Source organism: Actinoallomurus sp. CA-150999 (genome assembly GCF_050942425.1).
Lineage (GTDB): Bacteria > Actinomycetota > Actinomycetes > Streptosporangiales > Streptosporangiaceae > Actinoallomurus.
In genome coordinates this window covers 10,948,892-10,975,378 of the sequence record NZ_CP192063.1, presented here as the reverse complement: position 1 = coordinate 10,975,378, position 26,487 = coordinate 10,948,892, and the positions used below count along the sequence as shown (strand labels likewise).

Here is a 26,487-nt window from a genome sequence, read left to right as displayed (position 1 = left end):
TCGGTCACCCCGGCAGGGTCCACTGGCGGCCGGCGCTTCCGTCGCAGGCGGCGAGCTGGAGCTGGGTCGCGTCGGCCGGTTGCGCGGCGGCGAGGCACCTGCCGGACCGCTGCTCGACGACGGTCTTCGCCGCCCCGTCGTACGTCCACCGCTGGCCGCCGCCCGTACCGCCGCACTCCCAGAGCCGTACGTTCGCGCCGTCCGCCGTGCCGTCGGCGTCCAGGCACAGGCCGAAGGAGGCGAGCGTCCCGTCGTCGTGCACGGTCCACTTCTGGGCGTTGGTGCCGTTGCAGACGTACAGCTGGACGGGGTTGCCGTTCGCGGCCCGGCTCGACCGGACGTCGACGCACTTCCCGGCGATCGCCGACGTGATCGGCCCGGTGCGGGTCGGCGGCGTGGCGGTGCCCGGGTACGAGGGAGGCGCCGATGACGCGGCCGTCGCCCAGGACGTGTTCGCGGTGGTGCCGAGGTCCAGGTGGAGCGTGCCGCCGTTCAGGACCGCGGACGGCCGCAGGTAGGCGTTGTTCCAGGTGCGGCCGTTCCAGGTGGCGCGCTGGACGTACGGGGCGTTCGGGGCGGCCTTCGGCGCGTCGATCGTGAGCGTACGGCCGGTGCTGAGCCTGATCACGACCTTGGTGAACTCCGGGCTGCCGAGCGCCAGATCGGCGGTGCCGGGGGTCTCGGGGTAGGCGCCGATCGCGGACCAGACGTACCAGGCGCTCATCGTGCCGAGGTCGTCGTTGCCGACGCCCCAGCCGGTGGGGGAGTCCGGCCACAGCTTGTTCTCCACGTCGCGGATGATCTCCTGGGCGCGCCACGGCCGGCCGACGTAGTCGTACTCCCACGGCAGCTCGATGCTCGGCTCGTTGCCGAGGTTCGCGTGGTCGCCGCCGCTGCCGTCGTACGCGGCGAGCACGTGGTCGAGGTAGGCGATCATCGCGGCGTTCCCGCCCTTGGCGTCCGCGAGGCCGCGCACGTTGAACGGGACCATGCCGGTGTACTGCCAGGACGTTCCCTCCGTCATGTTGCTCTTGGACGCGGGGTCGAACCCGCTGGTCCAGGAGCCGCTGGCGGTGCGGGGCTGCATGAAGCCGCTCGCGGTGTTGAGGAGGTTCTTCCAGTCCTGGGCCCGGCTCACGAACCGCGTCTGCGTGGCCTTGTCGCCGAGCGCGCCGGCGAACGCGCCGATGGCGAAGTCGGCGGTGTTGTACTCCAGGGTCGTCGAGACCGAGCCGTTGTAGTTGCAGCAGCCGTACACGCCGTTGCTCGGCGTGTACCCGATGCTCTGGAGGTAGTTCAGCCCCGGCCGGATCTTGCTGGCGACCGTCGCCCCGCGGATCATCGCGTTCTTCGCCGCGGTCGTGTCGAAGTGCCGGCCGCCGAACGCGTACAGGTCGGCGATGATCGGATCGATGGGATCACCGATCATCGTGTACGTCTCGCCGTTGGCCTGGGACCACTTCGGCAGCTGGCCGCTCTGCGCGTAGTCGTTCACCGCCGACTGGGCGATGTCGCTAGCCTGCGTCGGCGCGATCATGCCGAGGAGCTGTGCCTGCGCGCGGTAGATGTCCCAGCCCGAGTAGTTGGCGTACTGGGCGTGGCCGTGCGCGACCCGGTGCACGGCGTTGTCGAAGCCCATGTAGTGGCCGTCGGCGTCGCTCATGACGTTCGGGTGCAGGAGCGCGTGGTAGAGGGCGGTGTAGAAGACGTGCCGCTGCGCGAGCGTGCCACCGGCCACGCGGATCCGGCCGAGCGCGGCGTTCCAGGCCGTGCGGGCGGCGGCCCGTACGTGCTCGAAACTCGGCGTGCGGACCTCGGCGTCCCGGTTGGCCTGGGCCTCGGCGTCGGAGGTGAACGAGAGGCCGACCCGGGCGGTCACCACCGGGTTCTTGGTCGTGTCGAACGTCAGGTACGCGCCGTTCGGGTCGGTCAGCGGCGCGGCCTGCGGCCGCTGCGGACCGTGCGGGCGCGGGCTGTTCGGCGCGTCGCCCTCCTCGGCCGGGGCCGCCTGTGACGTCACCCGTGCGGTCGAGGCGGCGGCGAGGGTCTTCGCGCCCGGCCGTACCGTCGCGGCCTGCCACGTGCCGGCCGTGAACGGGCGGTCGAAGGTGACGGCGAAGTGGACGGTGTAGCGGTTGCCCTGGCCGCAGAAGTTCCCGCTGGTCACCGACCCGACGACGGCCCGGTCACCGACGACCTTCCAGGTGTCGGCGAAGGTGCCGTTCTGGCTGCCGGTCAGCTTGAACAGCAGGTTCGCCTGGGTGGTGGCCGGAAAGGTGAACCGGCCGATCCCGCCGCGGGTCGTCGTGGTCAGGTCCGTCCGGACGCCGTTGCCCAGCTTGACCGCATAGGAGCCGGGCGAGGCCGTCTCGTCTTTGTGAGAGAAGGACGCGCTCGCCGAGCCGGCGTCGGTGACGGCGCCGACGGTCGGCATGATCGGGACGTCGCCGTACGCCTTGCAGCCCGGCCCGGCCATGTGGGTGAGGCTGAACCCCGTGATCGTCGAGCTGGTGTAGGAGTAACCGCCGCCGTACGGCCGCGGGTTCGTGTCGGGGCTCCACTGCACCATTCCGAACGGCACGTCGGCGCCGGGGAAGTCGTCGGCCGCGTTCGTGGTGCCGAGCAGGGGGTTGACCAGCGAGGCCGGGTTCGTGACGAGCGACGCGGCCTCCGCTCGTACGGGGGTCAGCAGCACACTCAGGACGGCGACGGCCGACAGGAGAACGGCGATGCGGGGTGGGGCGATGGGGCGGGGGAGGGCCATGGGGGTTGTCCTTCGGATGAGGCGGCCGATGACAACGTTGTCTGATCACGTCTACGCTCCGTGAGCGACGGCGTCAATGAATCTGTCAGGACCCGGCCATTCATGTGATGTCCCTCACGTCGGAGTCATACCGGTTGCGCGTAGGCTGACGGCCAGGTTTCACCCCCGGCGGACGGAGCGAGTCATGGGCATGATGATGGCCGTCAGCTTCACGCGGTACGGACGTCTCTACTACCTGGACCCAGGGCCGTATTCTCCCAAGGTCGGCGACAAGGTGCTCGTGCCGACCGAGGCCGGCGCGGAGGTCGCCGAGTGCATCTGGGCGCCGCAGTACGTCTCCGAGGACGTCGATCTGCCCGTCTGCGCGGGCATCGCCGGCGAGGAGCACCTCGCCCGCGACGAGGCCAACCGGCGACGGCGCGCGGAGTCGCGGTCCATCGCCAAGAGGCTCATCCGCAAGCACGAGCTCCCAATGAAGGTCATCGGCGTCGACTACCTCGACCGCGACAACACCTACAAGATCTACTTCTCCGCGCCGCACCGCGTCGACTTCCGCGCCCTCGTCCGCGACCTCGCCCGCGCCATGAAGGCGCGCGTCGAACTCCGCCAGGTCGGCCCCCGCGACGAGGCACGCCTGCAGGGCGGCATCGGTCCGTGCGGGCGCGACCTGTGCTGCGCGACCTTCCTCAAGGACTTCGAGCCGGTGTCGGTCCGGATGGCCAAGGAACAGGACCTCCCCGTCAACCCGCTGCGCATCGCCGGCGCCTGCGGGCGGCTGATGTGCTGCCTGAAGTACGAGCACCCCCTGTACGTCGAGGCGCACAACCGCATGCCCCGCCTCGGCGCGCGCGTGCAGACCGAAAAGGGCGCCGGGCAGGTCGTGGGCCGAAACGTCCCTTCCGACACGGTTACGGTCAGGCTCGACGACGGCGGCCGCTGTGCCTGCCCATCCGCATCCGTGTGCTCACCTCGCAAACAGCACGACCGTCACTATGGTGACACTCTCGGATGACTCGCCGGTACGCTGAGTAGCGAAATAAGGGCCACGCCCGCGTAGGCTGCGAGCGAACCCAACGGCGACGAGAACGGCAACGGCGTGAACAAGTTCCGTACGGTCTCCGTGCTGGCGGCGGCCGCGATCGTGGTGACCGCCTGCACGGACGCCCCGAAGTCCACCGCGTCGGCCCCGTCCCCCAGCGGCATCGCGAACATGTACGCCCAGCGGATCTCCTGGCGCGACTGCGGCAACGGGTTCCAATGCGGCACCCTGCAGGTCCCGTTCGACTACTCCCACCCGACCGGGCGCTTCATCACCCTTCCGGTGATCCGCCTGCCCGCCGAGGGCGGCCAGCGCAAGGGCTCACTCGTGCTCAACCCCGGCGGCCCCGGCGGCTCCGGCGTGGAGTTCGCCCGCGGCTCGGCCCGGCAGTTCGGCGCCGACCTGCGAAGAAACTTCGACATCGTCGGCTTCGACCCACGCGGCGTCGGCCAGAGCCGCCCCACCGTCCGCTGCCTCACCGGCAAGCAACTCGACAAGTTCTTCCAGACCGACACCTCGCCCGACGACCCCGCCGAGGTCAACGCCCTCGTCGACGTCAGCAAGATGTGGGCCGACGAGTGCAAGAACCACATCCCCAGCCTGCTGCCGTACGTCGGCACGGCCAACGCCGCCCACGACATGGACATCCTCCGCGCCGCCCTAGGCGACCAGGGCCTCACTTACTACGGCGCCTCGTACGGCACCTACCTGGGCGCCTACTACGCGGAGGAGTTCCCCAAGCACGTCCGCGCCCTCGTCCTCGACGGCGCCATCGACCCCAAACTGTCCGCCGACGACATCAACATCGAGCAGGCCAAGGGCTTCGACACCGCCACCAAGGCCTTCGCCGCCGACTGCGTCAAGACCAAGGACTGCCCGCTCGGCACCAGCAGCACCAAGTCCGCGCTGAACCGGCTGTCCCAGCTGTTCGCCCAAGCCGACAAGACCCCCCTCCACAACGGTCTGAACGACGGCCGCATCGCCGACGAATCCCTCGTAGAACTCGGCGTCGCCGCCGCCCTCTACAACAAGCAGACGTGGCCCGTCTTGAAATTCGCCCTCAAGAGCGCCATCGACAACAACGACGGCACCACCCTCCTCCGCCTCGGCGACCTCCTCGTCGAACGCAACAAGGACGGCACCTACTCGAACCAGAGTGAGGCCAACATGGCCGTCAACTGCGTCGACAAGCCCTACGAGCGCGACCTGGGCGCCTGGAAGAACCAGGCCGACCGCGCCAAGAAGGCCGCCCCACTCTTCGGCCAGTTCGTCGTCTGGGGCACCCTCCCGTGCGGCTACTGGCCCGTCCAGGACGGCACCAAGCCCAAGGCCTTCACCGCCGAAGGCGCCAAGCCCATCCTGGTCGTCGGCACCACCCGCGACCCCGCCACCCCGTACAAGTGGGCCCAGGGGCTGGCATCGCAGCTGAAGTCCGGTGTCCTGCTCAGCCTCGACGGCGACGGCCACACCGCCTACCTCCAGGGCAACCCCTGCATCACCACCGCGGTGGACCGCTACCTGATCACCGGCGCGCCACCGAGGAAGGGCACCATGTGCCACTGATATGGGTGCGCGAGGAGTGCTGAGGAACCGGTAGACTCACTGCGTCACACCTCGTGTGGCAGGCCGCCTTAGCTCAGTCGGCAGAGCGATTCACTCGTAATGAATAGGTCGTCGGTTCGATTCCGACAGGCGGCTCACCTGTGACATGGGCGTCTCTCCCTCGGAGAGGCGCCCTTCGTCGTCCCTGGTCTCATTCTCGGTCTCATTCGCCTTGAGCAGCGCACGGCCGATGCGCTGAGCGGCGTCGTGGACGAGAGGTGAGGCGACATGCGTGTATCCGCGGGTGACGCGGATGTCGGAGTGGCCCATCATCTCCTGGACCACCGCGAGGGCTACGCCTTGCTCTAGGAGGAGCGTGGCGGCCGTGTGGCGGGCGGCGTGGACGCGGTAGTGGGGGAGGCCGGCGGCGCGGAGGAGATCCGCCCAGGCGTCCCAGTCACGTCGTGGATCGATCGGACGGCCGTTCGGCTGGCAGAAGACGAGATCGTGTCCTTCCCAGACACTGCCGGCCATCTTCCGTTGCCGCTCCTGCCACGCGAAGTGATGGCGGAGGACTTCCACGAGTTCGTCGGCGAGTGCGATGGTCTTCTTACGCCGTTCCTTGATCGTCCGAAAGACCAGCCCTCCGCCGGTCCGCTTCGGGCAGGTGGATGCGTGCTTGACGCAGTTCTTCGGGCAGAGGCCCTTGGCGTCCTCGGGGACGCATTTGTGGCGGCGGCCGGACGTCCGCTTGGCCTTCGGGCAGTCGTTCGGGCATGGGCGGCGGTGTTTGTCCTTGGTGCATTCCGCAGAGTCGTCGCAGCCGTGCTGCCACGTCGTCCGCTGGAGCTGGAACCACACTCGCGCCTCGGCGCGGTAGCTATCGTCACCGCATTGGGGACACTTCGGCGAGTCGGTGACCCACCAGCCGATCACTGACCCGCTGTGATCGCAGCCGAGGCAGGTGGCGATGAGGTATGGCCAGCGCAGCCCCAGAATCTCGCCCTGACGCAGGCCACAGGACAGCCCGACCGACCAGCGTGCGCCGTTGGGGCGCTGCTGTGCCTCGGCGAGGACGGCTCGCGCCTCATCACGCGTTAGGGACTTCAGCTCTGGATTGTCGAGTCGAGGCGGCTGGACAAGCTCGGCGGGATTCCGGCCGACGCGTTGCCGCCGTACGGCGACGCTGTAGGCGCTGGAGATGATCGCGTGGACCTTGCGGACGTGGCTCGGCTTCTTGCCGGCGGCGAACATCTTCGAGTAGAGGGCTTCGAGGTGTTCGGGCTGGCAACGGTCGATTCGGTGACGGCCGATGTTCGGGAAGATCCAGTTTCGGCAGTCCGACCAGTATGCGCTGATCGTGTTCGGCGCCGTCTGCTTGAGCGGCAGGACGGTCGTGAGCCAGTACGTCATCCACTTTTCCACAGTCGGTGGACGACCAGGCTTGTCGACCTTTCCGGCGTCGCGCTTGGCCTCCAGCTCGCGAACTTTCTTCGTCACCTCCCTCTCGCCCTTGGCGGTGACATGTCGCCGGTCGGGACTGCCGTCGTTCTTCACGCCCATCGTGACGCGGCCGTGCCAGCGGCCATCGCTGCCCTTGTAGATCGAGGAACGGCCATCGGGCGCACGTGTGGGCTTGGTTCTGCCTTTCGGCTTGCCGGATTTCTTGGCCAAGCTGATCACTCCTTTCCTGCGGTGCGGAGACGGTTGACGTAGGCGTCGAGCGCGGTGGCGGGGATCTTGCGGCTTCGGCCGATGTAGACGGATTCGATCTCGTTCGCAGTGAGGAGTTCATAGAGCTTCGTCCTGCTGATTCGGAGGAGCGCGGCGGCTTCGGGGAGCGTGTAGAGGAGCGGCGTGTCAGGTGCGGTCGTCGTGGCGTTCACCTCCTTTGGGGTCGTTCGTCCGCGTGGACGTCCGGACGCTGTGCGGCTCTACGCGCGCAGACGTGCGCGAGGACGCGGACGAACGGGCGGTCACGGACGTTGGGCGGCACGCCAGCGGCCTCGGGAGACCTGCTGGACGCGTCCGTTATGGGCGTGCTCTTGGAGTCGGCTGTAGACCCAGGTGCGGCCCATGCCGGTGATCTTCATGACCTGGGAGACGGACAGCCCTTCATCGGGTGCTTCGAGCAGCGCCGTCCACAGGGCCTGTTCGGGGCCGTCGGCGATGATCTCGGCGACGATCACCTCCTCTTCGGTGATCGTCCGGGCGATGGCGTCGGCGGACAGGGCGTCGAGACGTGGTCGACGGTTTCGGTGGGCGCGGGCGGTGGCGCGCACGCGTTCGTCGGTGAGCAGGTAGGCGCGGGCACGGCGGGGGACATCGAAGCCGGGTGCGGAGATGAGGAACTTGCCGGGTGCGTCGAGGGTGTGGGCGTGCCAGCCAGCGGTGTGGGCGCCTTGGCCGAGGATGAGATCGGTGTCGCGGCGTTCGCGGACGCGGAGGCAGATGCGGATGTCCATCTGGGAGCGGACGGCGCCTTTGCCCATGGCGGCCTGTGTCGGGCGTTGGGTGGCGGCGAGGAGCGTGACGGCGACGGCCCGTCCTCGGCGGGCGATCGAGTCCGCGTCGGCCATCGCGTCGGGGGATTCGTCGGCGAGTTCGGCGTATTCGTCGGCGACGATGATCAGCGCGGGCTCTTCGGGGGTCGGAATCCACAGGCGAGCGCCTTGGCGTGTGAGGCTGGCCGCGCGGGTGTCGAGGACGGTGACGGCGTCGGCGAGGAGTTCGGCGGCCTGGCGCGGGTCGGTGGCGATGCGGTCGAGGCAGGATGCCCAGGGCTGGAGTTCCATGCCGCCCTTGAGGTCGATGCCCCAGATGACGACGTCGGGGCAGGCGGTGAGCGCGGCGAGGATGACGTTGAGGACGCCACTCTTGCCGGATCCGGCGATGCCGGCCACGAGAGCATGCCGGTGGAGGAGCCTCACGCGTACGGGCGTGGCGTCCTCGAAGACGCCGAGTTCGACGGGGTCGGCGACGCTCGTGCCGGTGGGCGCGGGCCAGGGGATCGGGCGGGCGTGCGGGTCCTTTTCGAGGACATGCAGGACGCAATGATCGGCGCGGGCAGGGTCGGGTTCGACGCGGACGGATCCGGGGCGTGTGCCGAGACCGGATTCGATCGCCGGAAGCTTGCCGACGACGTCGCTGACGGTCTGACCGCGTTTGAGAGCGAGGCGAGCCCGCCAGCCCCACAGGTCGACGACAGCGGACATGATGCGGGATCCGGCGAGACCGATCGTCTCGGCGAGGTCGGGCCAGGCGTTCACAGTGCGCTCGATCCGGACGCGCGAGCGGCGTCGGCGGTGCGACCACCACGGCACTCCGCAAATCAGGGTGGCGGCGAGGAGCAGGCCCGGCAGCGGCGGCGAGGCCGGCCCGTGCGCCGTCGCGGCGGCGAGCCATCCGCCTGCGGCGACCACAACGGCAGAGGCGTAGACGCGTTCGATGCCTCGATCGAGCCAGCGCTTACCGCTCGCCAGGATGACGGCGACGGCAACGGCGGTGAGCGCAAGGACGTCTGGCCAGAGCCCGCGGTGGCCGTAGTGGAGGAACGCTGCGGCTCCGGCGAGGAGCACCGCCGTGGTGAGGGGCGCGAGTTCGGAGCGGTAGCGGTAGAGCCATCGGGCGAGTACGGCGATGGCCTCACCTGCGTGCCGGTCGTCGGTGACGACGTACAGCGGCATGGGTTCGGAGCGGCCCCAGCGGCGACGGCGGGTCGGGTAGCGCTGTCTCATCGGTCACCGTCCCGAAGGTCGGCGAGGGCGAGGAGTTCGGCGGCGTGCAGGTCCTCGTCCGGGAGCTGGCCGTGCGCGTCGAGTTCGTCCCGAAGGTAGAGCAGGGGGTCGTCTTCGCCGTCCCGTTCGGCAGCGACGGTGGCCCGCGCGGCGGCGAGCAACTCGGCGTACTGGGCGCGGGAGAGCGCCAGCAGGGACCGGAGACGTTCGACCTCGGCGATGAGCATCGGGAGGTCGGCGACGGCGACCCACAGCGCGACCGGTACTCGCGCGGATCGTGCTTCGAATAGGTGAGTACGGACGGCGTTGAGATCGAGGGTCGGGCGCGGAGCCCGTTGGGGGCGTGTCATGGGCAGTCCGGCGCCTCCTTTCGGTCGGGGATGTCCTTGGGCGGCGCCGCAGGCGTCCCGCCGAGCGCGGACAGCAACTCCTCGGCGGCCGGCACGGCGTCGCCGAGCTGGGCGAGGCTGAAGCGGGTCTTGATGCCCTGGTGGGCCAGCTCCTTCATGAGGAGGTCGAGCAGGGCGTCCGGGTCATAGGTCGGCTTACTCATCGGCGGTGCCTTTCTCGATCAGCTGGCGTCGGAGTTCGGTGGCGCGGGCGTTGCTGACACGCAGCGTCGTGCGGAGCGCGTCACGGGTGATGGGGCGGCCGTCGTGGGCTTCGCGGTGCCGGGTGTCGGCGGCGCGAGCGGCGTTGATCAGTTCGTCGTCGGTCCGGTACCGGTGGTGGCGCTTGCGGCGAGTGCGGCGGGTGTGTCGATCGCGGTCGCCGGTCCGGTCCTCCGGGGCGGCTTCGGTCCGTCCCTGTAGGGCGTGAAGGTGAGCGGTGAGTCCGAGGACGGCAGCGGGGACGGCACCGACGAGGACGACGATGGGCCAGGACACCGACAGCAGTCCGGTACGGGCTGCGTGGTACGTGGCGTTGCCCGCGATGCTGGCGGCGATGGCGCCCAAGGCATTGAAACGGGCGAACCGCCGCGCGGCGGCCGACCGCGTCGAGGCGGCCAGCCACACGCGCGCCGAGGTCATCGCGTAGGCGTCCAGGGTGACGGGCAGCAGCCACGACAGCCGTGACGGCCAGCCGGCGATGTGGGCCAGCCCTTGCAGCCCGGAGAAGCTGGCGATGGCTGCGGACGCGGCGGCAACGGTCATCCCGGCCATGACCCACCAGTCGCGGTCGGCGTTCGTTGGGGGCGTGGTCACTGGGCTCCTCTCAGAGCTTGATGCCGGACAGGAAGTGGGCGAAGGAGCGCACGCCTTGGCGGATCTGCGGGGCGAGAGAGGTCGAGGCGAGGTAGAAGCCGAAGAGCGTGCAGACGATGGCGTGCCAGGCGCGCAGACCCGCGTACCGGTAGAGGCCGTAGACCAGCGCGCCGAGCACGATGACGAGGGAGACGGACAGCGCCAAGCGGGGTTCACCTTCCTTCCGATCGGGCCATGGGTACGGCGTCGCAGCGGTCGGAACGGACCGCCTGGAGGCCGTTGCGGCTGGCGTGGTCGGTGTCGGGCTTGCGGACGTGTACACCGAGGACGCAGCGGGCGAAGGTCGCGAGCGGCGTGGGAGCGTCGGCGTCCAGGCTCCAGGGAGCCTCGCGATGAGTACCGACGATCACAAGGCCGATGAGTACGAGCGCGGTGACGGCGAGGACGAGGGCGAGTCCGGCGATCACGATGGCCATCACCGGCTCACCGCCTCGGCGTCGCGGAGGAAGGTGCGGCGGACGCGCGTACCGCGCCGAGCCCGAGCGGTACGGCGAAGCCAGGCGGTCCGAGCACGGCACTTGCGGCACAGGCCGAATCGGCGCTCGGAACGCGCGCCGCACGGGCACTGCTGGCCGCGGCCGTCCAGGGGGAGGGGGTGAAGGTGCATCGAGGGCTCCTCTCCGAGCCCGCGTCCCAGCGATCCCTAAATGATGAACAGGACTAGTCATGTTCACGATTACAGTGCGGCGTCTTACGCCTGTCAAGGTCTGGGTTGTTCGCCGGAACGGGGCTCTGGCTTATCGGGATTTCTTTACGCCATCGAGGATGCGCCGATCACCCGTGACGAGCACCTACATGACTGGACGTGTTCATGACGTCCTGACTAGGGTGTTGGCGTCCCAAGACGTCCTGCGATCCGGTCGGGTAAATGGCGAACGAACGGCTACGAGCGGTCCTGCTAGAGCAGGGAATGACCGTGGCCGCACTCGCCGAGGCGATCGACGTCGACGAGAAGACCGTCGAACGCTGGATCAGCAAGGGACGCACGCCGTACCGTCGGCACCGCTTCGCAGTGGCAACGCGTCTCGGCGTGGACGAGACGTACCTGTGGCCCGAAGCGCTGTCGAATGAGCAGGTCACGGCGGCCTCTCAGAGCGAGCTCATCACCGTCTACCCGCAGCGTACGGCTGTCCCACGGGACGGATGGGGACGTCTGTTCTCACGGGCCGAGCACGAGATCGGCATCCTCGTCTACGCCGGCTTGTTCATCTCCGAGGACGACGGCGTACAGAAGACCCTCATGGACAAGGCGCGGGCGGGCGTGCGCGTACGCATCCTGCTCGGCGACCCGGACAGTCCCGAAGTGGCGCAGCGCGGTGCTGATGAGGGCGTTGACGACGCCATGGCGGCCAAGATCCGCAATGCCCTGGTGATGTACCGGCAGCTACGCGCCGTCGAGGGCGTTGAGTTCCGGTTCCACACCACGATCTTGTACAACTCGATCTATCGCGCCGACGACGAACTGTTGGTCAACACGCACGTCTACGGCGTGACCGCGGCGCGCGCGCCCGTTCTGCACCTGCGTAAGGTCGCTGGTGGGGACATCGTGAACACCTACCTTGAGAGCTTCGAGCGCGTCTGGGACGGCGCGATACCGCTACCGGAGGCATGACGTTGGGGCGACGGATCGACTACTACGACGACCCGAATGCGCCGACCGCAAACAGCATCGTCCCGTCGGTCAACGTGGTCGTCACCAATGAGCAGGGCGAGATCCTGCTCATCCGCCGCACCGACAACGACAACTGGGCGGTTCCCGGTGGCGCCGTTGACCTCGGCGAATCGCTCACGCAGGCAGCCGTCCGGGAGACGAAGGAAGAGACCGGAATCGAGTGCGAGATAACCGGCCTCGTCGGCATCTACACTGACCCGAAGCACGTCATGCACTACACGAGCAACGACGAGGTCCGGCAGGAGTTCTCGATCGTGCTGACGGCTCGGCTGGTCGGTGGCACACCGACACCGAGCAGCGAATCCAGCGAGGTGCGCTGGGTCGCGCCGGATGACATCCGTGGCTACACGATGCACCGCTCGATGCGACTGCGAGTTGAGCGCTCCCTCTCCGAGCAGACCGCTCCGGAGATCAGCTGATCGGCGCCTCGGCCTGGGCTCTCTGGACCGCCCGTACCGCCACGACGATGTGTGGTGATGAGCGCCGTATCGAGCGCGTCACGAGATGGCCGGCACCGTACCGCGACTGGATCTCGGCAAGACGGTCCTTGACATCGATGGGATCCCCGTCCGGCGTCGTCGTCATGTCGCAGTAGGTCAGGGCATCGGAGAGGAACGGATCAGCAGGCTTGAACTCACCGGTCAACTCGGCGAACAAGCCACGTTCGTTGGCTTCGTTGATCGCGCAGGAGTGGTAGGCGACGAGGCTGCACAGCACGCCGTCGGCGTGCTCGATGTCCCGAAGGTGACGGGCGCCATCGAGAGAGTGCAGGCCGGTGTCCACAAGCTCAGGGGCGTAGCCGACATCGTGCAGCCAGGCGGCGGCTTCAAGGAGGTCGGCGTCATCGCCGAGGATCAGTGCGAGGCTCCGTGCCTGCCGGGCAACGCCTTGACTGTGCGCCCAACGACGGGGAAGCGGCACTTCGAGCAGCTTGCGGGCGACCTCTTCGGCCCAATCGGCTTGTCTCATGTGTCCGACGCTATGCGGTGACCTCGGGACGTCCACGGACGCAGGCGAGGCGTCTGCGGACGTCTAGAACGAAGCGCCGCGCGGTCCCGGTCCTGTGCAGCAGGCAAGCGCCTTCCGGACGTCTGCCGGAGAGCCGGTGCCGACCCGGCGAGGTCCCTACCCATCGTTCGAACGCCGGAATTGTCTCTGGTGGCCTATACGCTCCGGCCGGAGAGCTGGAGGTGCAGGGTGTCAGACGATCGGCTGTGTTCCCGATGCGGAGGGAACCCCAGTGCGAACCGAAGAGGTAAACCTGGCTGGTGCATTGCCTGCAAAAAGAGCAAGCTCGACCAACTTGGCGTGGAGGCTACGCCGGATCAAAATTGGCTTTCGTCTCGTATTTCCTTCTTCTGCTCAACGTGCGGTGAGCCCGGTGATATTACGTCCGCTAAACTAAAACGCGCCTTTGGTGAAGTATGTGAGTGCTGCATCGCTCGAGAGTTTTATCTTAGTAACCTCGCCGAAGATCCCAGCAAATGGGGCTTTACTCGGCAGGGTGCAGTCTCGATAATATCTGACGCCGGTTTCGATCTTATCGATGATGCCGGTGAAGTGCTCTTCGGTGCACGCGCTGTCGACGCTGTGCGCGAGGTGTGGATCGAGGTGCCTGTGATTTGCAGGGCGTGTTCGACGAAGATGAAGATCAGTGCTGTCGAGGTAATGGCACTGGAGGAAGGGGCCGCTCACTGTCTCACTTGCGTGAGTCCCGATATGATGGATCAAATCAACGATGTGTATTCGTCTCATGGCCTTGTGAGGGATCACGTGGGCTATGCGCGCCTCTCCGATCCTGTCGCGGCTCATTGTATGACGTGTGGCTCGGATAGAAGGGTATCATTCTTGGGGTTGCTTCGAGGGGAGCCAGCTTGTTTGAGTTGCACCTCTGGAATCGATCCTAATGCTCCACATCGAGTTTACTTGATGCACTTTCCTAGGTTTGGCGTCTTCAAGATCGGAATCACCAATCTCGAAGATCGAAATTATGATCGGATCCATGATCACGAGTCGCACGGTGGCACTGTAGTTGAGATTGTAGACGTGCCGAATCGCGAGGCTGCTTTTACTGTGGAAAGGGCTATTTTGGCGACTGTGACCCACTATCATTCCGATGTTTCGCGGAGGCAGTTTCCTCAGGGTGGTTGGACGGAAACCTGGCGAGATCATGCCCCGGCGGTTGATTTGAAGGCGACTGCTCGAGAGTTGGCGACACAGGAGGCGCCAGGGTTTGACCGTCGAAAACATCTAGATGAATATTTCGCCATACATCCTATAAAGGTTGAAGAACTTGTATCCTTCGTTAAGGCTACTCCTGTAGAGATAGAAAGCGGCGAGACGGTCTTTGTGTTTGGACTAACCGAGTCTCGTGAAGAGATGCTTAGAAAAGTAAGAAAGAATCGAGAAGGCGGTTAGGGGTGAGACTGGGCTATACGGTGAGGCATATTTAGCCAATCTGAGGGCGAGTGCGAACGAAACGCCCCTTGCCGTGCTGCTTCTCGACCAGGCCGGCGGCTTCCAACTCCGCGAGAGCCTGGCGTGCGGTGCCGCGTGCGACGCCGTAGCTTTCGACGATCGCGGCTTCACTGGGCAGCGGGTCGCCGATGGTGAGTTCTCCCCGCTCGATTCTGTCGCGGAGGTCGGCGGCGATTCGCCGATACTCGTACTGCGTTGGTGCCTCACCGCGCACGACGCGTCCCTTGCCGGGCAGCGTCTCGATCAGGCCCTCGTCCTCGAGCGTAGCCAGGGCGCGGCGTACGGTGTTACGGACAACCGCGAACTCATCGCACAAGGCGGCTTCGGACGGCATAAGAGAGCCGGGTACGAGGTCCCTGCTCCTGATGCGCTGTCGCAGGACCTCGGCGATCTGCATATATGCGCCCCATGCGGTCTCTCGTGGGCTCACCGTCGTCCTCTCACTACGCGTCTCCCGTTCTGCGCGGCGTCATGGCAGTCGTATCAGTCTGCGCGCGACCGTTCGTCGTGATCGGCGAGGAAACGCCGTGCCTGTTCCGGATACTTGCCGACCAGGTCTTTGAGGTGCTGAACCTCAACGACCTGAGCGGCGCCTGTGAACCGCATGTTGTCGAGCATGGCGTAGAACTCCGCCAGCGAGCGCTGTAGCCGCTCGTCACGCGGATTCACGAGGGCTCCTCTCGCCAGTGCTCTGCCGGCCGTGCGTAGCTGCCCTTGTGCGGCAGCGTCCAGACGTACCGGCGCTCTCGGAGATGGGCGATAGCGTCAGAGACCGTGCTACCCGAAACGCCGAACTCCTTGGCCATCTCCACTTGGGAAGGGATTTGGCTTCGTGGCTGCCACTCGCCACGTGCGATCCGATCACGGATGACGTCCGCGACCTCTTGGTACCTCTTCCGCCGATTGCTCACGCTGATCCCTCGATCAGGCACTCGCACCAGACGATCTTTCCGCCCGTCGATAGGACGACGCAGCCCCATTCCTTCGACAGCGCTTGCACGAGCACCAGGCCGCGGCCGTTCTCGTCGTCGGCCGCTGCCGCACGCTGGAGCGGCGGCGTGCTGCTGGAATCCCAGACCTCGATCAGCACCGCCTCGGGCCGCATCGAGACGCAGAGGTAGATCGGCTGCACCTTGCCGACGAGTTGGTCAATGTCTTCCGGTACCTCCGTGACGCCCGTCGCGTTGATGGCATTCGTCACCAACTCACTGACCAGCAGCTCGACGGTGTCCACCATCGAGGGCAGCTTCCACGTGTCGAGCAGCCATTGCACGTACTGCCGCGCCTTGCCGACCGTGTGTGGCAAGGCAGGCATCAGCATGCAGCTCGATCGAGAGGGTTGAGTCATCTTCCGCCTCGCAGCCTGTGACCCGTCCGCGAGCGACGGACCGGAGCGATCCGCCACATGTCCAAACAGGCTCGCGTCAGAGCGAGGACCTCTCACGGGCAACTAGGGGACGTCTAGGGACGTCTTGTGTTAGCGTCGGCCCAGACCAGCGCGGTTTGGAGGATCGCGGTGAACGAGATCTTGAGGCGTGCTTTCGCTGAGGCCGGCGTGACGGAGCAGGAAGTAGCCGCGCGCTTGGGCGTGGATACGAAGACCGTGCGACGCTGGCTTGGCGGGCGGCGTCCCTACCTTCGTAACCGTTCTGAACTCGCCGATCTCCTCGGCATCGACCAGGCGAAAATCTGGCGCACTGAAGCACCTGCGCCGCCATCGCCACAACATAGTGGCGCTGAGATCGAAGCCTCCTACGCGCACCGCTGGGCCGTTCCCCGCAACGTATGGCAATGGCTCTTCAGCCAAGCTGAACAGGAGATCGGCATCCTCGTCTACTCCGGCCTCTTCCTCGCTGAGGACATTGGGATCCTCCGCATCCTCGCGGAAAAAGCGCATGCTGGCGTCCCAGTGCGGATCTTGCTCGGAGATCCCAGTAGCCCGCATGTCGCCGAACGCGGTGCCGACGAAGGCGTAGACGGGGCGATGGCAGCCAAGATCCGAAACAGCATCGTGCTGTACCAGCCGCTCCGAGAGATCGACGGTGTAGAGATCCGGCTACACGGAACAGTTCTCTACGCCTCTATCTATCGAGGAGACGGCGAACTCCTTGTCAATCCACACATCTATGGCGTTACTGCATCGAACGCTCCGGTGCTCCACTTGCGCAGCCACCGCCATGACGACATCACAAGCGCCTACCTAGGCAGCTTCGAGTCCGTCTGGTCGGAAGCGCACGCCCTAGGCGAGTTTAGGTAATCCTTAATACAACCTTAGTTACGCCCGGAATCCTCGCCGGTGCCTTCCTCGCCGTGAGTGGCTATCAAGCTGCTTGCCGGTAGGGGCAAATCGTGACCTACCTGCTCCGCTTGTGGCATCCTTGAGGGTCGGTGGGCAAGAGGGGCGAGAGGTGCGAACGGTGACTACATACCCATACGAGCAACTCGACGGTCCCAGATTCCAGCATTTGGCGCAGGCGCTCATTACGGCCGAGCATCCTAGGGTCCAGTGTCTCCCGATCTTCGGTCGAGATGGCGGAAGGGACGCTATTGGCCTACAAATCGATGATAATACTAGAATAACTGACGCCGTTGTTTATCAGGTCAAGTTCCGCGAAGCTAGCCCGCTAGGTGTGCCGTCCGTAGACGAGCTGTATAGCTGGGTAACGCACGGGATAACTCGTGAGATACCTAAACTGCGTCGCCTATGCGATCGCGGGGCTAAGGAATATGTCCTTGTGACTAATGTCCCCGGCTCGGGGGATCTCAATAGTGGACTGCGTGACCGGGTCCAAAAGTGGCTAACAGATAACCTACCTCTGCCCGCCCGCGTGTGGTGGAGGGCTGATCTCGATGGTCGACTTCCGAGGTACCAGGACCTGGTATTCCGGTTCAATCTTTTTACAGGGCCCGACGCCGTAAGGCACTATTTTGAGTCATCATTGGATGGCGGTGTGGCAGGGTCTTCGGCGGTGCGGAGGCATGCTCGGCATCCGTCCATTGCGGCGCTACTAGCTTTCCTGGCGGACCAGTATCGGGTGGAGTCCAAGCTCAGATTCGAGCAGGCAGACCTGGACTCTACGCCCTTGTTCGAGTTCTTCATTGATGTGCCAGCCATCCCGGCTTCGGCCATTGGTGATAGCAATGAGTTCGAGCCTCCTTTTGTGGAAACGCGAGAAGAGTATGAGTGGTATCTGAGTATTCGGGACTTTTGTCTGAATGATCGGATAGCTGAAGATCAACGTCAAGGCTCGAATTATATCGGAGCGGCTGACCTCCTCTTGCATGCGGACATCAGTGAGCATGCTCTGCGAATTCTGCTCCAAGGAGCCCCGGGGCAAGGTAAGTCCACGCTCAGCCAATACGTCTGCCAGGTGCACCGTGCTCGCATCCTGAATATGTCAGCGGCACTGTCAGGACTACCTCGGCGCCACACCGCATCGACCGTCCGTCTTCCTTTTAAGGTAGAGTTGCGGCACTTGGCGAAATGGATGCGCAAGCAAAATCCATGGGCTTCCGAAAATGAAGAGGTAGAGGGCCCTTGGGCGCCTAGCGTCGAGTCCTTCATTACCGCACACGTCTCGCGATCGTCCGGGGGGATGGAGTTTGCGCAGAGTGACCTAAACTCCATAGTATCCGCTACACCAACCTTGTTGGTGCTCGACGGGCTCGATGAAGTAGCCGACCTGAAGCTTAGGGGCGAAGTAGTAGAGTCCATTAAGTCCTGCATTGCTCGCTGGGAAGCGTTGGGCGCGGATCTCCAGCTACTGGTAACAAGTCGACCTGCATCATTTTCGGACACGCCACAGTTCCAGGAAGGATTCACGCGAGCTAGCCTCACGGATCTTTCGCCATCACTTATAAAGAGTTACACGGAAGCATGGCTGCGAATCCGGCATTTGCCTGAAGACCAAGCGTCCGAGCTGAGGGCGGTGATGGATCACAGCCTAGAGCAGTCCCATGTCGCAGATCTGGCCCGAAATCCGATGCAACTTGCGATTCTTCTCTGGCTCGCGTACGTAAAGGGATGGTCGCTACCTGTAGGACGTACCGAGATGTACGAGGCGTATCTAACGGCGTACTTGGATCGCGAAGCAAAAAAGAATGCGGTGGTGAGGAAACATCGCAAGCTGCTATTTGAGTTGCACGGTTTCTTGGCTTGGATTATCCATAGTCGGGGTGAAGCTAACGACAACGGCGGCTATGAAGCCGGCGACATGGGGGAAGGTGAGCTAAAGAATCTCCTGCGAGCATACCTCGAAAAGGAGGAGCGTTCGCCTGAACTCGTGGATCAACTGTTCCATGGAGTTGAAAGAGTTTTCGTCCTAGTATCGAGGATTGAGGGACGATACGAGTTCGAAGTGCAGCCACTACGCGAATTTTTTGCTGCATGGTATCTATACAAAACGGCTCCTCACTCGTCTAGCGGAAGCCCAAAGTCGGGATCGCGTCCTGACCGTCTGCAAGCGTTGATACGAAATCCGTACTGGCTGAATGTCACGAGATTCTTTGCAGGCTTTTATGACAAGGGTGAACTCGCTGATCTAACGCGTCATCTTCAAGACCTTTGCGAGGAGCCTAAATATAAACATCTTTTGTATCCTCGCCAACTGATCATAAGCCTACTCAGGGATCGTGTTCCAGCTGAGTCCCGGCGAGATGTTCGTGAGCTTTCGGAGACGGCGCTAGACGCCCTTGGGAGCAGAAGCATTATTTCTTCTTCTGAGAGAGTGTTCGACTCGCCGCCGCCGCTCCCTGCTGATTCAGGCCTCGAAACCCTCGTAGCGCGTGCCAGAGAGGGCCTGCTTCGACCCTGCTCAGATGAGCTGGCGCATGAATACGCATGGGTTCTGCGCAGGTACGAATCAGAGGAGAAACGGGGGTCTTGGTGGGTTGAGAACTGCGCAGAAGCGGAGCGGCGACTGACGGCAGCTGAATGGCGTCGCCGCGGAGTGATCACTGACAGCATCGCCTACGCTCCAAGCGAGGAAGCTTCCGAACTATTCTCAAATCGATTGAACTCCCGCCTTGATTGGATTCGGTGCATAGAGGCGGGCAGGCTGGATCTTTGCCTTAATGATGCGGACAAGTTTGCCGCGTTGATGCGAGCGGTGGGCGAGGGGATAGGCGTATTTACCGATCGCCATACGAACGAGAGTGCTGTGCTCCAGCGTCTGTGTGTGTTGATGTCGGAAGGCCGCATTCGTGGTCTAAGGACCCATGCGCGAGATCTAAGGGTAAAGGGGCACATTGGAAGGCTTCAGTCAAGCAATCCGAAGATTGCTGAGGGGCTGGATCTTATTCGTCGCCTTATCGTTGAACTCAGTCCCTCTGGGTTTGTGCTACGCGGCAATAGAAGAGAATCGCTCGAGAGTATTTCGCGCATCATACAAGGAAATCTTGGCCCTTGTTGGGCTGCTTGGCGGCCAGCACTCTATGCGGCTACAGTCCCAGATTACCATGCGGCAATGGAGAGGCCGTCACTCACCGATCGATCAGCTCCTGTATGGGTTCGCGCAGCAGCTGCTACTATGCGGCCCAAGCTTGAATACTGGGCTGAAGCGTTGGATACAGGACCAGAGGCGCCGGATATTCGTGCAGTGAGCGCAGCGTTTATAGCCTGGAGTCATCCTGACTCAATGGTCCAACTGTTGCCCTTGATGTCTAAATGGTGGCACAGACTGGAAACGTGGGAGCTAGTCGCTCTCCGTCGCTTCCTTCCACGCTTTATCGAGGCTAGTGGGAAGAGGTTTGTTCCCGGATCTCTAACGGCCAAGAATCTCGCTCCGATCATTGAGAAACTACCTGCGAGCCTGCTCGCGATGCTAATGGCTCGTATGCCGCGGAGGCATAATCCAACTTTGGTCGATCTAATGGGCCAAGCGATTCGGATCCCTCACCATGACCCCTTCGTGTACTCGGAGGTCATCGCGATCTCGCTGAAGGCGATGACGCGGCGGAAGGATTGGTCTGCATACATTGATACGCTAAGAAAAGCGAACCCGCGTGCAATATATGTTGGTGATTCGCCGCTAGCAGATGTTCGTGGATTTGAGCTCGCCATGCAGGACAAGCGGATGCCGCCAGAGTTGGCTCAGCAAATTCTGTCAGATTCGACTGCTTATCCGTGGGTGATTGTGGAAGCTGCGTCATTGCTACAAGAACGCAGGGTATTTGGGAGGGTAGTCCCAGTGGCGGCGGTAGCTTCTCGCCAGGGGTGGTTCGCGGAGCGATGATTTCGCTGTGCTCGCCGGCCCCGGATCGATTTTTCTGTGCTTGAATTTTCGTGCCTACTCCGGCGATGCGATGCCTATCGGATCGCTGTTATTAGTCGCGTTGGCGGCGCCGCAGCCCAGCGGCGAGGCGACGTGCGTAGCCGCGCGTGACCGAGGTGTCGGTGCGGCCCATCATTTCCTAGACCACGGCAAGGGCTACGCCCTGCTCGTGGAGGAGCGAGCCGTCTCAAACATGGTCTCATTTCGGCGCGTGTCAGCGGTGATACGCGTCGGTTCGCCGGGGTACGCCGGTTGCTATCGGGGCTGGTCAGGCGTACCTCGGCGGACGTTGGCGAACTACTGGTATCGGAACTCGTAATGAATAGGTCATCGGTTCGATTCCGATAGGCGGCTCCCAGGTCAAAGCCCCCTTCCGATCATGGAAGGGGGCTTTTTGCTAACGCGTTTGCTAACAGCGGCTCCTACGCCGCCTTGATGGCCTTGGCGAACACATCGGCCGCAGCCGTCTCGGCCGAGCGCACCACGTGCGCGTAGACCCGAAGCGTGATCGCCGGATCGGCGTGCCCGAGGCGAGCCGCGACGACATGCACGGGGACGCCGGCCAGGAGGAGCGTCGTCGCGTGGATGTGCCGAAGGTCGTGCAGCCGCGCGTACGGGAGCGGTTCGGCCGGCGGCTTCCCTTCCTTGGGGTGGTTGTAGGCGTTGATCAGCTTGCGGGGGAGCGCGGTCACGGTGTCGGGGTAGATCGGCTCACCGAAGCCGGTCGTGAACACGTGGCAGTCCTTCTCACCGCGCCACCCGTCACCGGCAGGAAGCTTGTCGGCCGCCTGTGCTCTCCGGTGTTCGCGGAGTACGGCGGCCGTTTCGTCGTCGATGCTGACGACCCGCGTCCGACCGCTCTTGGTCGTCCCTTCCAGCCGCTCACCGTCGACCACGCCCGCCGACCCGGTAATGGTGATCTGCTTGCCGTCGAAGTCGACGTCAGACCAACGCAGGTTGAGCAGTTCGCCCCGCCGCGCGCCCGCGTAGGCCGCGACGTGGAAGAAGGCATACAGCCGATGCCGCCGAGCGACGGCCAGGAAGGTACGGAGCTGGGCCGGAGTCCACACCGTGCCGGGTTCCTCGGCGCGAGCGCGGGAGCCGCTTGGCGCGCTCAACGGGCGAGCTGTCGAGGAGCTGTTCAACGACCACCGCGTCACGGAACGCCCGTCGGAGAATGGCGTGAGTGTGGACGACCGTAGCCACCGAGAGCGGCTTTCCGTTCCGGCCGCCCTTGGCGAGGAGGTCTCGGTACAGCTTCGTGATCGTGGACGGCCGAACAGCCTGGAGTTTCATCTTGCCGATGTGCGGATTGACGTAGAGGCGGATGCCGATCCGGTAGTCCTGCATCGTGCCCGGCTTGATCTCCATGGCGTGGGTCTCAAGCCACTGGTCGAGGTATTCGGCAACGGTGATCGAGTTCCGATCGATGTACTCGCCCCGCCGAGCCTTGACCCGAGCCTCGTCACGGGCGGCCTTGGCGTCTTCCTCGGTAGCGAAGCCACCGACCCACCTGGGCTTGCTGACGCCGGTCTCAGGGTCCTTGACGCGAATCACATAGGACCACGTAGCGCCCCGCTTCATGACGCCGTCACGCAGTTTGGGCTGGCCCTTCTTGGCCCGCTTGCGCGGTGCCGGCTCGTCCGGAGTGGCGATCGCAGTCTTGGTCATCAGGCGGCCTCTTCCATGAGCTGGTCAACGTAGGCGGTCAGGGAGCGGTACGGGACCCGGCGGGAGCCGTCGATGCGGATTGAGGCGATGGCTCCGGCCTTGATGAGTTCGTAGAGCTTGCTGCGGGAGATCCCGAGTGCGGTCGCGGCCTCGGGCACGGTGAGCAGGAGCTTGGTCATGCGGTGATCCCTTCATGGAGCGTCGGGCCGAGCGGCGGCAGTGGCTTGCCGCTGAGTGCGGCGGTAAAGAACGCTTCGCCGGGTGTGTGGCCCTGGCCGACGTAGTAGCCGAACGAGGGAGCGGTCAGGGTGACGAACGCGGCCGGATGTGCGGTGACGGTGGCGGGGACGCCTTTGCCGCCGACCGGTCCCGCGCGCACCAGTTGGTAACTGTCGGCCCGGTAGACCTCCGCACACGAGGGACAGCGGGACGCACGGCGGGTTTTGCACGCCACGCGCAGCACCCCGTCCGGCTCGTGGAGCGTGGAGTAGCGGTGGAGAAGGGCGCCGGTGAGCGGGCCGCGGTAGTCGACACGGCCGCGCAGGTGGATCGGTTGGGCGCAGCCGCCGGTCCGGCGAATCTGTGCGGTCCAGCGGTGGTAGTCGGGGGAGGTGGCGCGGCGGGTCTCCGGCGACGGCGTCGCCCGCGGATTCCTGCTGACCGGACTCACCGCCGAAGAATGGCGCGTGTTGGACGCTTTTGAAGACCCCGTCTACGACCTCACGCGCATCGCTCTCGTCGACGGCCGCCACGGATGGGGATACGCGTGTAACTCAGACGCCGAAGTCGAAGCACACGACTGGTCCGCCGAAGACTTCCAGGCCCTCCACCTCGCCGCCTACGTCGAACGCTGTGCAGCATGGCGCCAACGCTACGAACAGCAGGAACAGGCCGGCTGACGGTGCCTACAACGCAGTTGCTGACGCGAACTCTGCGGAGGCGGTCGACCGGCGTCTACACCGTTTGACGTGGGACGTGGCTACGAATCGGCCCAACCGGCGGCATTCGAGTATGACTCGTAGGAGTAGCGGGTGCTGCGGCCCCACTCCTCGCCTGTGATGTGCTCGTACGCGCGATCGGGGACGTAGAGCAGGCTCTCTGCCCATACGAGTCCGGTGGAATATGGGACAAACTCCGCCGGATCTCCTAGGACTCTTTCGTACGCTTTGGGGCCGGCGGCAACGACAGCGGCGCGCGTGTAGAGGAAGACGTCGCCCGATAGCTCACGGCCGTACTCTCTGCGATCCAGACGGTACAGCGCCCACGACAGGTGTTCGGCGAACCCAATGACTGCGTACAGCGGTCCGGCGGCGAGGCGTGTCGTTAGCGTGCCCGCAAGGTGCTTAGCGTCCGGGTCAGGCACTCCTGGCTGGCAGTCCTCGATGAGTCGCCAAAAGCCGTTCTCGTCCATGCGGCAGAGCATGCCGCCTGGATCTGACAAACGCGCGCGAAAGTCCTGCCTCTAGCTGGCTCGTCAAGCATGTCCTGGGCTGGAGCGACAAGCATCTACCGGGACACGACAAAGCCGCCGATCGGGCCGGATGAGGACTTTCTCTACGTCTTTTAAAGGCGTCCCGCTGCGCGGGCCGCCGGGCGGCCGCCCGGCCCTCGGGCCGGGCGTGCGGCCTCTGCGGGCCGACCCGTCCCGAGACCGTTCGGCCGCCCCGCACCATGCGGAACAGCACTGAAGACGGAGTAGGAGCCATTCACCAGGTGGCGTTCTCCGCGCTGCGTAAGTCTCCCGGCCGAACCCGGCGCGTCAAGGCCAATGTCGAGCCTACCTGTGTGGTAGAGCTCTGTAAGGCGCTGCTCGGCCAGTTCGAGGCCGCCTGCAGGGCCGCGGACGACCTCGAGGCGGCCGCGACCGAGTCTTTTCGCCGGCACCCTGACGCAGAGATCATCGTGAGCATGCCCGGGCTCGGTATGCCTACCGGCGCCCGGCTACTCGGCGAGCTCGGCGACGACCCCAACCGCTTCGCCGACGCCAGAGGCCTCAAGACGTACGCGGGAGCAGCCCCAATCACCCGCGCCTCCGGCAAGAGCCTGTCGGTGACCCGCAGGCGCGTGAAGAACGACCGCCTGGCCGCCGTCGGCTACGTCTGGTCCTTCGCCGCGCTCACAGCCTCACCCGGCGCCATGGCGCTCTACCGGCGACGCCGCGACGGCGGCCAGTTCTCGTCCCGGGGCATGCCCACGTATTCGTAGGTCATGGCGTCAGTATCCCGATCACGCCGCGCGGGTCTTTACTGATAGGTGGACTCCAAACCCGTGCGGGTATGAAGGGTTGCGCCTTCGTTTCCGTGGACAGATTGTCGTCCAGCCCCTCGCGGATCACGGTGGTCTTGCCCTGGTCGGCGAGCTGCTGCACGTCCGGTGAGAGCTGCGTACGGTTGTCGACGATCAGTGTCATGGTGTAGTCGTTCTGCTCCGGCCAATCGGTCTCGTCCTCGATCTGCTGTTGCCACTGCGGTTGAGTATCAGCTCAGCGCAGCCATAGCGCGGGTGAGTGCTGCGTGCTGCGCGTTCAAGCGTCTCAAGTGGGCGGTGTAGTAGCCGTCGTCACGGTTCCGCTGGATCTCGTCTTCGCTGACGGAATGGGAAGGGATCTTCCGGAGCGTGGGCAGCGCCCTGGGGTCGCCGATCCGCTCCAAGGCCTGAACAGCCATCATCATCCGCTCGTGAGCAGCCTGATCGTAGATGTCGGCCGAATACTTGGCGTGCTCGGCGACGATCCGGTCGCAAAGGTCTGGCACGATCTCGCGGCACGCCAGCTTGCCCAGGGCTTCGCCTGCGGGGATGAGCTCGGCCGACGTATCGTCGGCTTCCCGGAAGGCTCTGAGGAGTTCAGGGACCGTGCGCTGATCCTTCAGATCACCGGCAGCCGAGATGGCGGTGCGCCGGTACTTCGGATCGGCGAGGAGTGGCTGGAGGAATTCCACAGCAGCCGGGCCGCCGATGCGGCCAATGCTACGAATCGCGGCCTCACGACTGTCCGCGCCAGGGGAACGGGAGAAGTACGACTTCAACGGCTCGATCGCCCGCTGATCACCTCTGGCCCCCAGTTCGGTGGCCACACGGCGGCGGTCCGCTTCTTGTGGAAGCCACTCGAAGAGTTCCAGCAGCGCATCGGTGGCACGCGGGCCGGGGATCCCCAGCAGTCCGAAGAGGGCATCGCCGGCATTGAACTTGTCGGACTGGACGCACTCCAGGAGCGGGCCGACCGCCTCGGGGCTCCTGGTGGCTGCCAGCCCTCTGACCGCAACCATTGCGGCCTGTCTGTGCCCGACCCGAAGCAGCCGGACCAGAGCCGTGCAGTGAGTTGCGTCCACCCCGTGACCCAGGATCACGATGGCCTGGTCTCGCAACACGTAGACGACGTTCGTGCGGCGCATCTGGTAGGTCCCGTCCGTGCTGCCGATCATCAGATTGCGCTGCCGCGCCCGCTCAGCGTCGTATGGGAAGGCGTCGTCACGGTACTTGATGCCGGAGTCCTCCAGTTGCTGCCATGGCAGCAACTGGAGGATATCGATGAATTGATCCAGCGGAACACGTTCGCCCTGGATGGAAAGGTCACCGAGGGATACCGCCGCCGTCGCGGCAACGCGTCCATTCTGGTCGCGCAGCGCTTCGAGCAGAGGACCGACCGATCCCCCGCCGCGGACGGCTCCCAGCGCCTCCACTGCCCGGACACGGGCATTCGCGTCCGAATCTGCATGCGGCTGGGGCACGGCGGTTTGCTTAGCCACGGTCAGCTTCTTGTTCTTGCCGAACAACCCCATGGGTTTGCCTCCTCTGTCTAGCCTAGCTAGCCGGGGTGAAAAGGGGTGACTCGCGGGCTGTCGAAACCGCAGGTCAGAGGCCCTGAAGGCCGACCCTCATTTAATTCCCAAACTGACAGTGCGGGTTCGATTCCCGTCGCCCGCTCCACTACGCCAGAAAGCGCAGGCCAGGGACACGGTCCCCAACCTGGGCTTCGATCTTGATAGAGTGATCGGCCGCCGGATCGGGCCTTCCCTCGGCAGGCCCGATCCCGTGGTCTCGTTTGCT

The 26,487-nt window shown here is 64.8% G+C and carries 30 protein-coding genes, 1 tRNA gene and 1 pseudogene; 10 read left to right on the top strand and 22 right to left on the bottom strand.

Going from position 1 to position 26,487, the window contains the following annotated elements; all coding sequences use genetic code 11:
• Positions 1 to 4: 4 nt before the first annotated feature.
• Positions 5 to 2,764: a lectin gene (locus ACQP2O_RS50835; RefSeq protein ID WP_433177265.1), complete on the bottom strand. Its 2,760-nt coding sequence runs from the start codon at positions 2,762 to 2,764 to the stop codon at positions 5 to 7.
• A gap of 184 nt (positions 2,765 to 2,948) precedes the next feature.
• On the opposite strand from ACQP2O_RS50835, the gene ACQP2O_RS50830 reads away from it, so the two are divergent.
• From ACQP2O_RS50830 to ACQP2O_RS50820, 3 genes are all read left to right on the top strand, one after another.
• On the top strand, positions 2,949 to 3,776 hold the full coding sequence (locus tag ACQP2O_RS50830; protein ID WP_433177263.1) for a PSP1 domain-containing protein: 828 nt from the start codon (positions 2,949 to 2,951) through the stop codon (positions 3,774 to 3,776).
• 84 nt (positions 3,777 to 3,860) lie between these two features.
• Positions 3,861 to 5,366 (top strand): alpha/beta hydrolase, encoded by a 1,506-nt coding sequence (locus tag ACQP2O_RS50825; protein WP_433177261.1) that lies wholly within the window; start codon positions 3,861 to 3,863, stop codon positions 5,364 to 5,366.
• A gap of 62 nt (positions 5,367 to 5,428) precedes the next feature.
• Positions 5,429 to 5,501 (top strand) — tRNA-Thr (locus ACQP2O_RS50820).
• Here ACQP2O_RS50820 and ACQP2O_RS50815 read toward each other — a convergent pair.
• From ACQP2O_RS50815 to ACQP2O_RS50780, 8 genes are all read right to left on the bottom strand, one after another.
• Complete coding sequence (locus tag ACQP2O_RS50815) at positions 5,457 to 6,599, bottom strand: tyrosine-type recombinase/integrase (RefSeq protein WP_433191458.1); 1,143 nt, start codon at positions 6,597 to 6,599, stop codon at positions 5,457 to 5,459. The genes ACQP2O_RS50820 and ACQP2O_RS50815 overlap by 45 nt on opposite strands.
• A 425-nt stretch (positions 6,600 to 7,024) precedes the next feature.
• On the bottom strand, positions 7,025 to 7,231 hold the full coding sequence (locus ACQP2O_RS50810; protein WP_433177259.1) for a helix-turn-helix domain-containing protein: 207 nt from the start codon (positions 7,229 to 7,231) through the stop codon (positions 7,025 to 7,027).
• 90 nt (positions 7,232 to 7,321) lie between these two features.
• Positions 7,322 to 9,082 carry an FtsK/SpoIIIE domain-containing protein gene (locus tag ACQP2O_RS50805; protein WP_433177257.1) on the bottom strand — a complete coding sequence of 587 codons (1,761 nt, stop codon included), beginning with the start codon at positions 9,080 to 9,082 and terminating at the stop codon, positions 7,322 to 7,324.
• Positions 9,079 to 9,432 carry a hypothetical protein gene (locus ACQP2O_RS50800; protein WP_433177255.1) on the bottom strand — a complete coding sequence of 118 codons (354 nt, stop codon included), beginning with the start codon at positions 9,430 to 9,432 and terminating at the stop codon, positions 9,079 to 9,081. Before ACQP2O_RS50800 ends, ACQP2O_RS50805 begins: the two co-directional genes overlap by 4 nt.
• Positions 9,429 to 9,635 carry a hypothetical protein gene (locus tag ACQP2O_RS50795; protein ID WP_433177253.1) on the bottom strand — a complete coding sequence of 69 codons (207 nt, stop codon included), beginning with the start codon at positions 9,633 to 9,635 and terminating at the stop codon, positions 9,429 to 9,431. The genes ACQP2O_RS50800 and ACQP2O_RS50795 overlap by 4 nt, the downstream gene beginning before the upstream one ends.
• Complete coding sequence (locus ACQP2O_RS50790) at positions 9,628 to 10,287, bottom strand: DUF2637 domain-containing protein (RefSeq protein ID WP_433177252.1); 660 nt, start codon at positions 10,285 to 10,287, stop codon at positions 9,628 to 9,630. The genes ACQP2O_RS50795 and ACQP2O_RS50790 overlap by 8 nt, the downstream gene beginning before the upstream one ends.
• Before the next feature lie 10 nt (positions 10,288 to 10,297).
• Complete coding sequence (locus ACQP2O_RS50785; RefSeq protein WP_345428778.1) at positions 10,298 to 10,492, bottom strand: hypothetical protein; 195 nt, start codon at positions 10,490 to 10,492, stop codon at positions 10,298 to 10,300.
• Positions 10,493 to 10,499: 7 nt separating this feature from the next.
• Complete coding sequence (locus ACQP2O_RS50780) at positions 10,500 to 10,763, bottom strand: hypothetical protein (RefSeq protein WP_433177250.1); 264 nt, start codon at positions 10,761 to 10,763, stop codon at positions 10,500 to 10,502.
• A 452-nt stretch (positions 10,764 to 11,215) separates the two neighbouring features.
• Here ACQP2O_RS50780 and ACQP2O_RS50775 point away from each other — a divergent pair, with 452 nt between their 5' ends.
• Together ACQP2O_RS50775 and ACQP2O_RS50770 are read left to right on the top strand one after the other, a co-directional pair.
• Positions 11,216 to 11,959, top strand: a complete 744-nt coding sequence (locus ACQP2O_RS50775) for an XRE family transcriptional regulator (RefSeq protein WP_433177248.1) — start codon at positions 11,216 to 11,218, stop codon at positions 11,957 to 11,959.
• 2 nt (positions 11,960 to 11,961) lie between these two features.
• Positions 11,962 to 12,438 carry an NUDIX hydrolase gene (locus ACQP2O_RS50770; protein WP_433191455.1) on the top strand — a complete coding sequence of 159 codons (477 nt, stop codon included), beginning with the start codon at positions 11,962 to 11,964 and terminating at the stop codon, positions 12,436 to 12,438.
• On the opposite strand, the gene ACQP2O_RS50765 is transcribed toward ACQP2O_RS50770, so the two are convergent.
• Entirely contained in the window at positions 12,431 to 12,988 is a 558-nt protein-coding gene (locus ACQP2O_RS50765; protein WP_433177247.1) for an HD domain-containing protein, read from the bottom strand. The genes ACQP2O_RS50770 and ACQP2O_RS50765 overlap by 8 nt on opposite strands.
• A gap of 339 nt (positions 12,989 to 13,327) precedes the next feature.
• Here ACQP2O_RS50765 and ACQP2O_RS50760 point away from each other — a divergent pair, with 339 nt between their 5' ends.
• Positions 13,328 to 14,437, top strand: a complete 1,110-nt coding sequence (locus ACQP2O_RS50760; RefSeq protein ID WP_433177245.1) for a hypothetical protein — start codon at positions 13,328 to 13,330, stop codon at positions 14,435 to 14,437.
• A 31-nt stretch (positions 14,438 to 14,468) separates the two neighbouring features.
• On the opposite strand, the gene ACQP2O_RS50755 is transcribed toward ACQP2O_RS50760, so the two are convergent.
• From ACQP2O_RS50755 to ACQP2O_RS50740, 4 genes are all read right to left on the bottom strand, one after another.
• The gene (locus ACQP2O_RS50755) at positions 14,469 to 14,894 is read right to left on the bottom strand and encodes a GntR family transcriptional regulator (protein ID WP_433177243.1); all 426 of its coding nucleotides are present in this window, start codon (positions 14,892 to 14,894) and stop codon (positions 14,469 to 14,471) included.
• A gap of 86 nt (positions 14,895 to 14,980) precedes the next feature.
• A complete protein-coding gene (locus ACQP2O_RS50750) occupies positions 14,981 to 15,166 on the bottom strand; it encodes a hypothetical protein (RefSeq protein WP_433177241.1) in 186 nt (61 codons plus the stop codon).
• The gene (locus tag ACQP2O_RS50745; RefSeq protein WP_433177239.1) at positions 15,163 to 15,477 is read right to left on the bottom strand and encodes a winged helix-turn-helix domain-containing protein; all 315 of its coding nucleotides are present in this window, start codon (positions 15,475 to 15,477) and stop codon (positions 15,163 to 15,165) included. The genes ACQP2O_RS50750 and ACQP2O_RS50745 overlap by 4 nt, the downstream gene beginning before the upstream one ends.
• Positions 15,405 to 15,818, bottom strand: coding sequence for an ATP-binding protein (locus ACQP2O_RS50740; protein WP_433177237.1), 414 nt, complete (start codon positions 15,816 to 15,818; stop codon positions 15,405 to 15,407). The genes ACQP2O_RS50745 and ACQP2O_RS50740 overlap by 73 nt, the downstream gene beginning before the upstream one ends.
• 195 nt (positions 15,819 to 16,013) lie before the next feature.
• Here ACQP2O_RS50740 and ACQP2O_RS50735 point away from each other — a divergent pair, with 195 nt between their 5' ends.
• Complete coding sequence (locus ACQP2O_RS50735) at positions 16,014 to 16,754, top strand: XRE family transcriptional regulator (protein WP_433177235.1); 741 nt, start codon at positions 16,014 to 16,016, stop codon at positions 16,752 to 16,754.
• A 751-nt stretch (positions 16,755 to 17,505) separates the two neighbouring features.
• Here the strand turns inward: ACQP2O_RS50735 and ACQP2O_RS50730 are convergent.
• On the bottom strand, positions 17,506 to 17,742 hold the full coding sequence (locus ACQP2O_RS50730) for a hypothetical protein (protein WP_433191570.1): 237 nt from the start codon (positions 17,740 to 17,742) through the stop codon (positions 17,506 to 17,508).
• On the opposite strand from ACQP2O_RS50730, the gene ACQP2O_RS50725 reads away from it, so the two are divergent.
• A complete protein-coding gene (locus tag ACQP2O_RS50725) occupies positions 17,659 to 20,730 on the top strand; it encodes an NACHT domain-containing protein (RefSeq protein ID WP_433191452.1) in 3,072 nt (1,023 codons plus the stop codon). The two genes, ACQP2O_RS50730 and ACQP2O_RS50725, sit on opposite strands and share 84 nt — an antisense overlap.
• Before the next feature lie 461 nt (positions 20,731 to 21,191).
• Here ACQP2O_RS50725 and ACQP2O_RS50720 read toward each other — a convergent pair whose 3' ends face one another.
• The 4 genes from ACQP2O_RS50720 to ACQP2O_RS50705 are packed head-to-tail and all read right to left on the bottom strand — an operon-like array spanning position 21,192 to position 23,110.
• Positions 21,192 to 21,785, bottom strand: a complete 594-nt coding sequence (locus ACQP2O_RS50720; RefSeq protein ID WP_433191450.1) for a site-specific integrase — start codon at positions 21,783 to 21,785, stop codon at positions 21,192 to 21,194.
• On the bottom strand, positions 21,712 to 22,440 hold the full coding sequence (locus tag ACQP2O_RS50715; protein WP_433177233.1) for an Arm DNA-binding domain-containing protein: 729 nt from the start codon (positions 22,438 to 22,440) through the stop codon (positions 21,712 to 21,714). Before ACQP2O_RS50715 ends, ACQP2O_RS50720 begins: the two co-directional genes overlap by 74 nt.
• Complete coding sequence (locus ACQP2O_RS50710; RefSeq protein WP_433177231.1) at positions 22,440 to 22,619, bottom strand: helix-turn-helix domain-containing protein; 180 nt, start codon at positions 22,617 to 22,619, stop codon at positions 22,440 to 22,442. Before ACQP2O_RS50710 ends, ACQP2O_RS50715 begins: the two co-directional genes overlap by 1 nt.
• Positions 22,616 to 23,110, bottom strand: a complete 495-nt coding sequence (locus ACQP2O_RS50705; protein ID WP_433177229.1) for a replication initiator — start codon at positions 23,108 to 23,110, stop codon at positions 22,616 to 22,618. Before ACQP2O_RS50705 ends, ACQP2O_RS50710 begins: the two co-directional genes overlap by 4 nt.
• Positions 23,111 to 23,126: 16 nt before the next feature.
• Between ACQP2O_RS50705 and ACQP2O_RS50700 the strand changes: the two genes are divergently transcribed.
• Positions 23,127 to 23,339 carry a hypothetical protein gene (locus tag ACQP2O_RS50700; protein ID WP_433177227.1) on the top strand — a complete coding sequence of 71 codons (213 nt, stop codon included), beginning with the start codon at positions 23,127 to 23,129 and terminating at the stop codon, positions 23,337 to 23,339.
• A gap of 80 nt (positions 23,340 to 23,419) precedes the next feature.
• On the opposite strand, the gene ACQP2O_RS50695 is transcribed toward ACQP2O_RS50700, so the two are convergent.
• Positions 23,420 to 23,851, bottom strand: coding sequence for a DUF4240 domain-containing protein (locus ACQP2O_RS50695; protein WP_433177225.1), 432 nt, complete (start codon positions 23,849 to 23,851; stop codon positions 23,420 to 23,422).
• Positions 23,852 to 24,243: 392 nt separating this feature from the next.
• On the opposite strand from ACQP2O_RS50695, the pseudogene ACQP2O_RS50690 reads away from it, so the two are divergent.
• Positions 24,244 to 24,615, top strand: a pseudogene (locus ACQP2O_RS50690) (transposase); the annotation flags it as partial.
• Between the two features lie 31 nt (positions 24,616 to 24,646).
• On the opposite strand, the gene ACQP2O_RS50685 reads toward ACQP2O_RS50690, so the two are convergent.
• Both ACQP2O_RS50685 and ACQP2O_RS50680 read right to left on the bottom strand, forming a co-directional pair.
• Positions 24,647 to 24,892, bottom strand: a complete 246-nt coding sequence (locus ACQP2O_RS50685) for a hypothetical protein (protein WP_433191448.1) — start codon at positions 24,890 to 24,892, stop codon at positions 24,647 to 24,649.
• 25 nt (positions 24,893 to 24,917) lie between these two features.
• The gene (locus ACQP2O_RS50680; RefSeq protein WP_433177223.1) at positions 24,918 to 26,219 is read right to left on the bottom strand and encodes a HEAT repeat domain-containing protein; all 1,302 of its coding nucleotides are present in this window, start codon (positions 26,217 to 26,219) and stop codon (positions 24,918 to 24,920) included.
• Between the last annotated feature and the right edge of the window lie 268 nt (positions 26,220 to 26,487).